General features: G+C 65.7%; 9 protein-coding genes. All 9 read right to left on the reverse strand.

Annotation, left to right across the window (positions count from 1 at the left end):
- Nucleotides 1-15: 15 nt before the first annotated feature.
- A complete protein-coding gene (locus AB843_RS08250) occupies nucleotides 16-1,884 on the reverse strand; it encodes a dipeptide ABC transporter ATP-binding protein (RefSeq protein ID WP_048646321.1) in 1,869 nt (622 codons plus the stop codon).
- Nucleotides 1,884-2,783 carry an ABC transporter permease gene (locus AB843_RS08255; protein ID WP_048646322.1) on the reverse strand — a complete coding sequence of 300 codons (900 nt, stop codon included), beginning with the start codon at nucleotides 2,781-2,783 and terminating at the stop codon, nucleotides 1,884-1,886. The genes AB843_RS08250 and AB843_RS08255 overlap by 1 nt, the downstream gene beginning before the upstream one ends.
- 13 nt (nucleotides 2,784-2,796) lie before the next feature.
- A complete protein-coding gene (locus AB843_RS08260; protein ID WP_048646323.1) occupies nucleotides 2,797-3,783 on the reverse strand; it encodes an ABC transporter permease in 987 nt (328 codons plus the stop codon).
- 95 nt (nucleotides 3,784-3,878) lie between these two features.
- The gene (locus AB843_RS08265) at nucleotides 3,879-5,441 is read right to left on the reverse strand and encodes an ABC transporter substrate-binding protein (RefSeq protein ID WP_206412831.1); all 1,563 of its coding nucleotides are present in this window, start codon (nucleotides 5,439-5,441) and stop codon (nucleotides 3,879-3,881) included.
- 321 nt (nucleotides 5,442-5,762) lie between these two features.
- Nucleotides 5,763-6,701, reverse strand: a complete 939-nt coding sequence (locus AB843_RS08270) for a 2-hydroxyacid dehydrogenase (RefSeq protein ID WP_048646325.1) — start codon at nucleotides 6,699-6,701, stop codon at nucleotides 5,763-5,765.
- A 31-nt stretch (nucleotides 6,702-6,732) separates the two neighbouring features.
- Nucleotides 6,733-7,605 carry an SMP-30/gluconolactonase/LRE family protein gene (locus tag AB843_RS08275; RefSeq protein ID WP_048646326.1) on the reverse strand — a complete coding sequence of 291 codons (873 nt, stop codon included), beginning with the start codon at nucleotides 7,603-7,605 and terminating at the stop codon, nucleotides 6,733-6,735.
- Entirely contained in the window at nucleotides 7,606-8,565 is a 960-nt protein-coding gene (locus AB843_RS08280; RefSeq protein ID WP_048646327.1) for a LysR family transcriptional regulator, read from the reverse strand. It abuts the gene before it with no gap.
- A gap of 76 nt (nucleotides 8,566-8,641) precedes the next feature.
- Nucleotides 8,642-10,381 (reverse strand): ABC transporter permease, encoded by a 1,740-nt coding sequence (locus AB843_RS08285; protein WP_082143711.1) that lies wholly within the window; start codon nucleotides 10,379-10,381, stop codon nucleotides 8,642-8,644.
- 25 nt (nucleotides 10,382-10,406) lie between these two features.
- Nucleotides 10,407-11,456 carry an ABC transporter substrate-binding protein gene (locus AB843_RS08290; protein WP_048646328.1) on the reverse strand — a complete coding sequence of 350 codons (1,050 nt, stop codon included), beginning with the start codon at nucleotides 11,454-11,456 and terminating at the stop codon, nucleotides 10,407-10,409.
- Nucleotides 11,457-11,843: the final 387 nt, after the last annotated feature.

Here is an 11,843-nt window from a genome sequence, read left to right on the forward strand (position 1 = left end):
TTGGCTGGCTTCGTGTCAGTTGGCTGGCGGGATCGGATGCCCGCCTGCGGCGATGAGCGGCGCAGCCTGAGGCAATTGGCCGTCGGCGAGATGGCACGCGGCTGCCGCTCCCGCTCCGTCGAACACGAGCGCCGGGTCTTCCCGCGCGCAGCGGTCGAAGGCGAACGGGCAGCGGCTGCGGAACGAACAGCCCTGCGGGATGTGGATCGGGTCCGGCGGTTCGCCCTCCAGCAGATAGGTCTCCGGCAGGAAGGGTTTCGGCTCCACCGTCAGCACCGAACTCAGCAGCGCCCGCGTATAGGGATGGCGCGGGTTCTCGAAGATCGCCGCATTGTCGGCAAGCTCGACGATGCGGCCGAGATACATGACGCCGATGCGGGCGCAGACCCGGCGCACCATGGCGAGATCGTGCGAGATGTAGAGATAGGTGATGCCATGCTTTTGTTGCAGCGTCTCGAACAGGGCAAGCAGACGCGCCTGCTCCACCTGATCGAGCGCCGACAGCGTTTCGTCGAGGATCATCAGGCTCGGCTCCAGCGCCAGCGCGCGGGCAATGTTGACGCGCTGGCGCTGGCCGGCGCTCAGGCCCACCGGCAGGCTGTCATAAAGATCGGCCGGCAGGCCGACCTCGGCCATCACGTCGCGCACCCGGGCTTTTAGCGCGGCGCCACTGGCCAGCCCGTGGATGCGCAGCGGTTCCTCGATTGTGCGGCCGATCGAGGCGTGGGCTGCGATCGCATTGTAGGGATCCTGCAGGAGGAGCTGGAAGCGGCGGCGCATCTCCAGCAGCGGCTTGCCGCGCAGGCCGGCAATGTCCTGCCCCCCGACCCTGATCGCCCCCTTGTCGGGTGGCTCGATCGACGACAGAAGGCGCGAAAGCGTCGACTTGCCGCAACCGGATTCGCCGATCAGGCCAAAGCTCTCGCCACGCCGCACGTCGAAGCTGACGCCGCGCACCGCGCGCACCCGGTTTTCGCCGAAAAGCGTGGTCCGGTCGGGTACGACATAGGTTCGCTCGACATCGCGAACCTCCAGAACGACATCGGCCGCATGGCTGGCCGCCGGCGTTTGCGCCCCGGTCCACAGGCGCGGAACTTTCTCGATCAGCGCGCGCGTGTAGGCGTGCTCGGGCGCACGGGTCAGCGCCCCGGCCGGCTGCCGCTCGACGATGCGGCCGGCATTGATGACCAGCACGTCGTCGGCAATGTCCGACACCACGCCGAGCGCCGACGAAATGAAGACGACGGCGGTTTCGAAGTCGTTCTGCAGATCGCGCAGGAGCCGGATGATCTGTGCGGCGACCGTCACGTCGAGGGGCTGGGTGATGTTGTCGGCGACAAGCAGCTTGGGATTGGAGACCAGCGCATCGACGATCATCGCGCGCTGCATCATGCCGCCGGAAAACTGAAACGGATATTCGTCGAAACGCCGGCCCGCCGAAGGAATACGGACGGCGTCGAGCGTTTCGATCACCCGGCGGCGCGCGGCGGCGCGGGCGATCCCCGGCTCCACTTCCATCAGCTTCTCGACGATCTGGCGGCCGACCGGGACGGTCGGGTCGAGCGCCACCGTCGGGTTCGCGCCGATATAGGCGATCTCCCGCCCCCTGAGCTTGGCCATCTCCGTTTCGGGAAGGGCCAGAAGGTCCCGCCCGCCATAGAAGATGTGCCCCGAAGCGATGTTCAGCGGCGCCTGGACCCAGTTGACGAGCGCGTTTGACAGCACCGTCTTTCCAGAGCCGCTCTCGCCGATGATGCCGAGCACCGAGCGCGGCGCTACATCGAAGCTGATGTCCGACAGAACCGGGCGGGTGCCCCCCTGTCCCCCGCGCCCGGCGAGCGTGACCGAAAGATTGTCGACCCTGACGAGCGGTTCAGCGGCCATCACAGTTTTCCCTGCAGCACGAGGTTGCGCGAGCGCTCGAGCACGCCGCCCATCAGGTTGAGGCTGGTCAATGCCAGCGCCAGGAGGCAGCCGGGCACGATGGTGATCCACCAGGCATTGAGGAGATACTGCGTTCCCGCCGAGATGATCGTGCCGAAGGTCGGCGTCGGCGGCTGGATGCCGATGCCGATGAAGCCGAAGATCGCCTCGAAGATCATCATGCGGGCGATGTCGAGCACGGCGACGAAGGCGATCGACGGCAGGATCGACGGCGCGATGTGCAGCGCCATGATGCGCAGGTCCGAGGCGCCGAGAATTTTCGCCGCCCGCACATATTCCTTCTGCCGTTCGGCAAGCGTCACGCTGCGGGCGACGCGCGCATAGGTCGGCCAGCCGGCAAGCACCAGCACCAGGATGACGGTCACGGCCGTGGGACGCGACATGCCCAGAATGGTGATCGCCAGGATGATCACCGGGATCGACATCTGGACATCGGTGATGCGCATCAGCACCACATCCACCCAGCCGCCGCGATAACCGGAATAGATGCCGATCGCGCAGCCGATGACGAAGATCAGCAGAACGCTGACCACGCCGATGGCCAAGGCGTTGCGCAGGCCGATCAGCGAGCGCAGGAGAAGGTCGCGGCCAAGCTGATCGGTGCCGAGCAGATAGGGAAAGCGGCCGCCCTCCATGAAGACCGGCGGCAGGAAGCGGTCGGCAACGGTGATCTTCGTCGCCGAGGCGTCGATGACCAGCGGCGCAAGAAGGGTCATCAGCGCCAGCGCCAGGAAGATGCAGACGGCGATCTTCATTTCCGTCGACGACCAGGCGCCGGCGACGATGCGCGCGGTGACGCCGCGGTTCTTCGGGCGGGCTGTAAGTGCGATGTCGCTCATGCTCGTGCCCGCCTCAAAACTTCAAGCGCCGGTCGATCGTCGTCGATGCGAAATCGACGAGGATGTTGATCAGGACAAGAACGGCGCTCGCCAGGATGGCCACCGCCTGGATGATGGGAAAATCGCGCTGGAAGACGGCGTTGATCGTCAACAGGCCGATGCCCGGGAAACTGAAGATGTACTCGACGACGAACAGCCCGCCGAGCAGCATGCCGATCATCTGCGCGCCGAAGACGTTCAGCAGCGGGACGGCGGCGTTGCGCAGGACGTGGCGGTAGATCATGCGGTTGCGGCCGATGCCGCGCACCTGGCCGATGTCGAAATAGGCTTCCTGGACGTTGGAGGCGATCGACACGGCGATGGCGCGGATCAGGACCGGCGACATCTCCACGGCGACGACGATCGCCGGGATGATCGCATAGGCGAAATTGCGATAGCCGATGGCCGGCAGCAATCCGCTCTTGGCCGACAGGAGATAGATCAGGACCACGCCGACCCAGATGTTGGGCAGCGAAACGAACAGGGACGAGACGTAGAGGCCGAGCTTCTGCTGCCATCGCCCGGCATTGAGACCCGCCGCAAGGCCGATCGGGACGGCGATCAGGAACGAGAAAACGAGGCCGAGCCCGGCGAGCAGCAAGGTGTAGGGCAGCGCGGTGGCGATCAGGCCCATCACCGGCGCGCGGTCGGCCATGTCCATGGCGCCGTCCTGCGAGCCGCCGCTGGCGCCGCCCTGCTTGCCGCGGATGAAGGAGCGGCCGAAATCCCCTTGCGCCACATCGAGCACGAAACGGCCGAACTGCACGGGAATCGGATCGCGCAGGCCAAGCTTCTGCGCGGTCTCCTCCATGGCCGTGGCTGTCGCCATGGGCCCCAGAATGATGCGGATGGGATCGCCCGGCGCAACGCGCAGAAGCGTGAAGATCACGAATGCGACGAGGAGCACGATGAGCAGTCCCTGGCTCAAGCGCCGCAAGAAGAACTCGATTGCAAATGCCATTCAGAATGTCCCGGTCGAGGCTTGCCGATGCCCTGACGGCTGAAGGAAGGATGCCGGATTGCCCGGCATCCCCGCAAAATCCGATCAGGCCGGGCTCAGACGAATCTGGCCTGGGTCAGGTCGATCGGCCCGTTCGGGAAGAAGAACACGCCATCGAGCTTGTCGGTCATGGCGCGCAGGAAGACCGAGGAGAAGAGCGAGATGCTCGGCGCCTTGGCGGCGATCAGCGGCAGCGTCTCCGTCTGCAGGATCGTCAGGCGTTCCTCCGTCGTCGTCGCGCCGCGTTCCTTGTCGAGCGACGCGTCGATCTCGGCATCGCTGATGCCGTTGACCAGGGCGAACTGCGAATAATAGTTCGGCCGCAGGACGAGGTCGGGCTCGGGCGAGCCGGTGATCCAGCCGACATCGATGATGTGCCCCGGCCCCTGTCCGTCGGCGCGCCGGTACAATTGCTCTTCCCAGGCGGCCGGTTCGAGCGTCGTCAGCTTGATCGGGAACCCCTGCTCCTGCAGCATCGCGGCGATCAACTCGCCATATTCGCGGGTTTTCGGATAGAAGCCGACCGAGGTGATGTACTCGATCTCCGGCAGGCCCTGGCCGTTGGGATATCCCGCTTCGGCGAGCAGCGCCTGGGCCTTCGCCGGATCGTATTCGGGATAGCCCGCCACATCGGTGAAACCGAATTTCACCGGCGAGATATGGCAATTGGAGGCCTGGCCGGCCTCGCCGACCACTTCCAGCACCTGCGACCGGTCGATCGCGTGACAGACGGCGAGCCTGACGCGCACATCGTCGAAGGGCGGCTTGTTGCAGCGGAAGTGAAGATACTTGTTCTCGCTGGAAAGGGAGCGGTCGGTCTTGATGCCGGCCTCATTCGACAGCGACACGTACTGCTCGGGTTCCAGACGCTCGGTCAGATGGTACTGGCCATTGAGCAAGCCGAGAACCCGCGTGTTGGCGTCCGGCACATAGGCCCAGACGAGATTGTCGATGGCCGGCTTGCCGCCATGATAATTCTCGAACGCCTGAAAATTGATCTGGTCGCCATTGGTGCTGACATATTGATACGCGCCAGTGCCGTTCGGCCGCTGCTTCAGCGTCTCGGGATTGGCCACATCGTCGGCCGAAAGGATCGGCAGGAAGCTGACGACATACCAGAAATTGAGCGCCGGATAGCCGTATTTGGCGGTGTTGAGACGCACGGTGTGGTCGTCGACCACCTCCACGTCGACGCGGCCGGGATACCAGGCGGATGCCGGGCGCGACGGGTCGGAGGCGTATTCGTACGTCGCCTTCACATCCCTGGCGGTGAACGGCTTGCCGTCGTGAAACGTCACGCCCTCGCGCAGCTTGTATTCGAGCGTATGCTCGTCGAGCTGGCTCCAGCTCACGGCGAGGTCGGGCAGGATCTCGCCCGGATTGTCCGGCGTCATCGGGCAGCGCGTCAGGCGGCCGAAGACGAAACCTTCCGCCGTGATCTGCGGGGCGACCGTGTGCGAACTCGGATCCCAACTGCCGGTGACCGTGCCGGCGGCGGCAAAGATCAGTGTGTTGCTGGCCTGGGCAAAGGCCTTGTTGAACAGGGCCGACGTGCCGATCGCGCCGGCAATGCCGACCGCCGTCGAGCCTGCGAGAAATTTGCGCCTGGTCGTCTTCATCATGTGGTTCCCTCCGCTTGGCGATGAATGAAATCCGATCGCATCCCTGAGGGACTGCGCCGAGCAGCGGTTCCGGTCTCCGACCGGCCGATCGCCCACGCACCCCTCCCCCAAAAGCTCCCGCGGCATCCTCTTTGCCGGCGGGCACGACGGGGATGCTAAACAAGGATGGAGTCTCTTTCAAGTTACTTGAATGAGTTTCAATGAAATTTCTTCAGGACGGCAGACGCGCGCAATCACCACCTCCAGCCGAATTGTGCGTTTCGGCGGGAGGCGACGTCGGGATCGGTGGAAACGTGCCTGGAGCGCCGGCGGCTGCGGTCAGCCAACCAGGCCGGGCGGCGTCCGGCCGGCGAAATGCGCCGCCAGATTGGCCAGGACCAGGTCGCAGATCGCCATGCGCGTCTCGACCGTCGTGCTGGCGATGTGCGGTTCGACGATCACATTGTCCATGGCCAGCAGCGCCTCGGGCACGTTCGGCTCGTCGGCGAAGACGTCGAGTGCGGCGGCCTTGATGGCGCCCGTCTCCAGCGCGGTCACGAGCGCCTTCTCGTCGATCACCGAGGCGCGCGCGATGTTGACCAGCATGCCTTCGGGGCCGAGCGCGGCCAGCACCTCACGATTGACGATGCCGGCGGTCTGCGGCCCGCCCGGACAGGTAAGAATGAGGAAATCGACCTGGGCGGCGAGCGCGGCCAGATCCGGCACATGGGTCCAGGCGCTCACCGGTTTGGCGCGCGGACCGTTGTAGCGGATGTCCATCCCGAAGGCTTGCGCGCGGCGGGCGACGGCCGAGCCGATGCGGCCGAGGCCGACAATGCCGAGTTTCTTGCCATGCACGCGGGTCGAGTTGGCGAGCAGGCCGGCGGGCCATTTGCCGGCCCGCACATAGCGGTCGCCCTCGACGATGCGGCGCGCCAGCGCCAGGAGCAGGCCGATGCCGTAATCGGCCGTGTCCTCGGTCAAAACGCCGGGCGTGTTGGCGACACGGACCGCTCTGTCCCGCGCCGCCGCCAGGTCGACCGCGTCGGTGCCGACGCCGAACACGGCGATGATCTCCAGCCCCGGCAGGGCGGCCATCAGCGCCTCATCGGCGCCGATGACGCTGCGCGTGACGACGCCGCGCACGCCCTTGCCGATCGCGGCGAGGAAGGCCGGCTTGTCCGCGGCCTCCCACAGCCGGTGAACGCGGTAGACGGCTTCGAGATCGGCTTGCAGGCGCGGCTCGACCGGCGCGGTGAGCAGGATTTCAGGCTTCATTGCACATTCCGTTCGGTACTTCCGTGGGATTTCAGCCGGCGAAGCGGGCTTCGGGCAGCCCGCGCACGCCCGGCCGGACGACGAACAGATTGCCGGCCAGCGGCTCGGCCGCCAGTTGCTCCGGGCTCAGGCGCTGCCTGGCCGTGGTGATGTAGAGTTCGTCGAGCCCCACCCCGCCGAAGGCGCAGCACGTGACCTGCGACACGGGCAGCTCGATCACCCGGTCGACCCCGCCGTCCGGCGTGTAGCGGACCACGCGCCCGCCGGCGTATTCGGCGTTCCACAGGCAGCCCTCCGCGTCCATCGCCGAGCCGTCCGGCCTGCCCGGCCCGCCCTTCAGGTCGGAAAACAGCGTCTTGTTGCGGATCGTCCCGTCATCGATGTCGAAATCGAACGCATAGATCTCGTGCCGGTAGGTGTCGGACATGTACATGCGTCGGTTGTCGGGGCTGAACGCCAGGCTGTTGGGCACGATGATCTCCGATTGCATCAGCGTTGCGGAAAAATCCGCATCGATCCGCCACAGCGCGCCGGTCGCCACCCGCTCCCGGTCGTTCAACGTGCCGACCCAGAAGCGGCCGTGCCGGTCGCAGCGCCCGTCATTGAAGCGGTTGTCGGGATGGTTGGGCTGCGGGGCCGCCACCCTGGCGCCGACCGCGCCGTCCATGGACAGGCGGAACACGCCGCTGGTCATGGCCGCCAGCAGGCCGCCCGTCTCCGTCAGGCAGATGCTGCCGATCGTCTCCGGCATCGCATGGCTGGCAACCGCACCCGTCGCCGAATCGAGCGACAGGAAGGCCGGCGCGCGGCCGTCCACCCAGAACAGGCGTCCGGTGCGCTCGCACCAGATCGGGCTTTCGCCGAGCAGGTTTTGCGCCGGCGCGGCGATTTCGACAGTCGTCATTCAGCTTTCTCCATTGATGCGCGCCGCGTCCGGCATCTGCTTCCAGATGTGGTTCGAGCGCAGTTCGGCGACGATGGTTTCGATCAGGCCCTTGACGACGATCAGCGACAGGCGCCGGTGCTGGTCGGCGCGCATGGCGACGGCCAGCGGCCAGGGAACGTCCGGGTCCTTGATCAGGGCGACGTCGAAATCGCCCTTTTCGAGATCGGTGACGACGGAGCCGAAGGTGACCATGGTGTGGCCGAGCCCGTTGCGGATCATCGCCTTGGTCAGCCAGAATCCGTTGCACAAGAGGTTGACGTTGAGCCGGATGTTGCGCTCCTGGGCGATCTGGTCGATGCGCAGGCGCAGGAGATTCGGCCCCTCCGGCAGGATCAGCGAGAAGGCCGCCGCCTCGTCGAAGCTGTAGGCCGGCTTGTTCAGCGTTCCGGCGCGGCCGACGAGGCACAGATAATCGATCAGCAGATCGTGCACGACGATGTCGGGATGCGGCATCGGCGCGTGCATGACGGCGATGTTGATCTCCTGGTTGATCAGCATCGAATGCAGATCGCCGCTGTAGCCCTCGACGATGCGGAACTTGATCTCCGGATAGAGTTTTCGCGACTGTTCGACGAGGCGTGGAATGATGTACTCGCCGGGCGTCGGCAGGACGCCGATGGTCACCACGCCGCGCGGCGTGTCGCCGGAGGTCACCGCGTGGTCGCGCAGATTCTCGATCTGGCGGAACAGGCCGTAGGCGTTGCGCAGCAGGCTCTCGCCCGGCTCCGTCAGGTCGACGCCGCGCGTGTGCCGCGTGAAGAGCTGCACGCCAAGATCCTGTTCCAGCGCCTTGATCTTGCGGCTGATGGCCGGCTGGGCGATGCGCAGCCGCGCCGATGCGCGCGAAAAGCTGCGCTCCTCGGCGACGACCGAAAAATAGTGCAGGCCCGTTATGTCGAAATGCGAATAGGATTTCATCGTGCGCGTCCGTTCTCTCGCCGCCGAAAGTGCGGACTATACAGCCCGTTGGCGCAAACGACCGCATTCGGCCCGCTCACGCCTGCTGCCCCCGGTCGATCGAGACGAAGCGCCGCCCGGCGCCGTAGAAGAGCGCCATCAGGAGCGTCATGAACGCCGCCCAGGCGAGGCCGAGCGCGAACACCTCGACGCTCTGCCCGCTGCTCCAGCGCTCGAACATGGCGACGGCCATCACCTGCGAGCGGGCGCCCGCCAACAGCACCGACATCGACAGTTCATTGGCGCCGAGCAGGAAGATGAAGACCCAGGCCGAGGCCAGCGCCGGCAGGAGCAGCGGCAGGACGATGCTGGCCAGCACGCGCGGCTGGCTGGCGCCCGAGGCCGCCGCCGCCTCCTCCAGCTCGTGGTGGATCTGCAGGATGCCCGTATGGGCATAGCGCATGCCATAGGGCAGGAAGCGGATCAGGAAGGCCAGCATGATCAGGGTCAGGCTGCCATAGAGCGGCACCGGCAGGTTGAGCGCGATGATGATCAGGGCGACGCCGACGACGATGCCGGGAAAGACGATCGGGATGGCGGCAAGCTGCTCGACCACCCGGCCCCCGGGCCAGCGGCGCACCACCAGCCAGGCCGACAGCACCGCCAGGACGACGGCGGCGGTTGCCGCGCCGGCCGCCACCAGCACCGTGTTGATGCCGAGCTGCAGATAATGCGGGTCGGTCAGGACAATGGCGAAATTCTCCAGGCTGAGCGATTTCAGCGCCGACAGGCGCATCGGCTGCACATAGGGCGACAGGGCGATCCACAGGGACACCAGCAGCGGCAGCGCCAGGACGAGAAGGAAGTTCACCAGCACCACCGCCGTGCCCAGCCAGCGGTGGCGACCGAGATTGAACAGGCGCGGGCGATACCCCTTGCCGGTCACGCTGGCATAGCGGTCGGCATTGGCCGAGAAGCGATTGTAGAACATGAGGAGGACGGTCAGGATGGCGATCAGAAGCAGCGAGAAGGCGCTGGCGTGGCCCATGCGCGGCGGCATCTCGGTCATGCTCAGATAGATGTCCGTGGTCAGCAGGTAGACCTGGCCCGGACTGCCGACCAGAACCGGCACGTCGAAGGATTCCAGGTTGCGGATGAAGACGAACAGCGCCATGCCGGTGATGGCGGGCCAGGCAAGCCGCATGGAGATCGACCACATGGTGCGCGCCACCGAGGCGCCGCTCATGCGAGCCGCTTCCTCCATCTCCGCATTGGAGCGCTGGAAGGTGGCCGACAACAGCAAAAACACCAGCGGCGACCACAGCATGCCCTGGATCAGCACCATGCCCCATAAAGAGAAGACGTTGAGCAGCACGCCCGCCTCGCCGGTCAAATTGCGGTAGAACTCGTTGATCGGGCCGGAACGGCCGAGGAAGAACAGCCAGGCGGCGACATGCAGCACATAGGGCGTGCCCAGCGACAATACGGCGGTGACGTAGGCCAGCCAGCGCAACGGTGCGTCGGTGCGCACCACCACCCAGGCCAGCACCCCGCCGAAGGCGATCGACAGGCAGGTCGACAGCGTCGAGAACAGCAGCGAGTTCCAGGCGCTGGCGTAAAAACGCGGGTCGGCGAACAGACCGGTGAAATGGCGCAGCGTATAGCCTGCCGCGCCCTCGTCGCTGAGGCTGGTGTCGAGCAGGACGACGATCGGCGGCACCGTCAACAGGGCCAGGACGCCGATAAGGACCGCCGACGGCAGCCCGCGCCCGGCCCGGTTGAACCAGCCCGGCGAGAGGCGGCCCGGCCGCGCGGCGAGATCACCGGCTTTGCTCATGCCACCGCTCCCGCCGCCGCCGCGCCTACTGGAACAGCTCTTTGTAGACGGCGATCCACTTCTGCAGATCCTGCTTTTCCTCCTCCGGCGTCGGCGCCACGGCGGTGAACCCGCCATTCTCCGGCTTCAGTTTCGGCTCCTTCGGCTCGATCGCCGGATTGGCCGGAATGTAATTCGCCTCGCGGATCACCTCGGCGCCTTCCGGCGACAGAAGATAGTTGATCAACAGCTTTGCGGCGTTGGGATGCGGCCCGCCGGCAATCAGCACCGAACGGGCCATGGCGCCGATGGCCGGGCTGATCGGCAGCCATTTGACCGGCGCGCCCTTGCCGGCGCTGATGACCGAATGATGGTTGTAGGTGACGAGGCCGATCGCATACTGGCCGGCGATCACCTGGTCGAGGACGACACGCGGGTTGGACGGGATCGTGGCGATCTCCTGTTTCGCCAATTCGCGCAGATACGCCATGCCCTTTTCCTCGCCCATGGAAGACAACACCACGGCGATAAAGCCGGGAGGCCCTCCGACGGTCATTTCTCCCGACCAGGCGATCTTGCCCTTCCATTTCGGGTCGAGCAGGTCCTGCAGCGATTTCGGCTCGTCCTCCGGCTTGACCAGCTCCGTGTTGATCGCCGGCACCAGGAAATAGACGATCAGCGCCGTCCATTCGCCGTTGGCGTCCTTGTACTGGTCGGGAACGCCGGCGGCGTTTTCCGCGTGATAGGCGGCGGCAAGGCCGGCATCCTTGAGCGGACCGAAGACGGACGGCCCGTCGGTCATGTCGGCTTCCAGCTTGCCGGCCTTCGCCTCCGACAGGATCTTGGTCAGGAAATCATTGTCGCGCCCGCCCGTCACATTGATGGTGATGCCGGGATATTTGGCCTCGAAGCCGGCCATGATCGGCCGCACGACCTGGTTCTGCACCAGGCCCGTATACCAGTTGACGCTGCCCTCGGCCTTGGCCGCCTCGTATAGCTCGGCCTCGCTCTGGGCCGATGCGGCCGCCGCCGATGCCAGCAGCAGGGCGGCGGCAAGGCCGGAGCCCAGCCAGCGGCGAAATGTGTCCTGTGTCATGTACTCCCCCCGAGTTCGGTTGACGCGGATGTGGTAGCCCTGCCGGCCGAAAGCAGCGACGGCGATCGATGGGCCGGCGCGGCGCGGGCGATGTCCGCAGGCTGCGATCTACGGAGGTTTTGCGCTATAATTCCAAGACAATATTTCGATAGGCTTGATGCCGAACCAGCATAGATCGATCGCGTCGGTGCGCGTTTCCAAATGAGAGGCATGGCGAAAGCTGCTTCTTCAGCCGCAATCTTCGAATGCTCTACCGAAGCCCGTGGAGCATACCCATGCCGTTTCGGCATCAAGCCTATCGAAATATTGTCTTGGAATTATAGCATCAAACACCCCTAGATCGGCTCCGGTGCAGCGCCGCCCATGGATGGCGCGCGATGACGTTCG

The organism is Nitratireductor soli (assembly GCF_001050155.1).
Taxonomy (GTDB): domain Bacteria; phylum Pseudomonadota; class Alphaproteobacteria; order Rhizobiales; family Rhizobiaceae; genus Nitratireductor; species Nitratireductor soli.

Excerpts from the sequence above, each read along its gene's own strand:
- AB843_RS08255 (WP_048646322.1), bottom strand. The coding sequence starts at position 2,783 with ATGAGCGACATCGCACTTACAGCCCGCCCGAAGAACCGCGGCGTCACC.
- AB843_RS08275 (WP_048646326.1), bottom strand. The coding sequence starts at position 7,605 with ATGACGACTGTCGAAATCGCCGCGCCGGCGCAAAACCTGCTCGGCGAA.
- AB843_RS08290 (WP_048646328.1), bottom strand. The coding sequence starts at position 11,456 with ATGACACAGGACACATTTCGCCGCTGGCTGGGCTCCGGCCTTGCCGCC.
- AB843_RS08280 (WP_048646327.1), bottom strand. The coding sequence starts at position 8,565 with ATGAAATCCTATTCGCATTTCGACATAACGGGCCTGCACTATTTTTCG.
- AB843_RS08250 (WP_048646321.1), bottom strand. The coding sequence starts at position 1,884 with ATGGCCGCTGAACCGCTCGTCAGGGTCGACAATCTTTCGGTCACGCTC.
- AB843_RS08270 (WP_048646325.1), bottom strand. The coding sequence starts at position 6,701 with ATGAAGCCTGAAATCCTGCTCACCGCGCCGGTCGAGCCGCGCCTGCAA.
- AB843_RS08285 (WP_082143711.1), bottom strand. The coding sequence starts at position 10,381 with ATGAGCAAAGCCGGTGATCTCGCCGCGCGGCCGGGCCGCCTCTCGCCG.
- AB843_RS08265 (WP_206412831.1), bottom strand. The coding sequence starts at position 5,441 with ATGAAGACGACCAGGCGCAAATTTCTCGCAGGCTCGACGGCGGTCGGC.
- AB843_RS08260 (WP_048646323.1), bottom strand. The coding sequence starts at position 3,783 with ATGGCATTTGCAATCGAGTTCTTCTTGCGGCGCTTGAGCCAGGGACTG.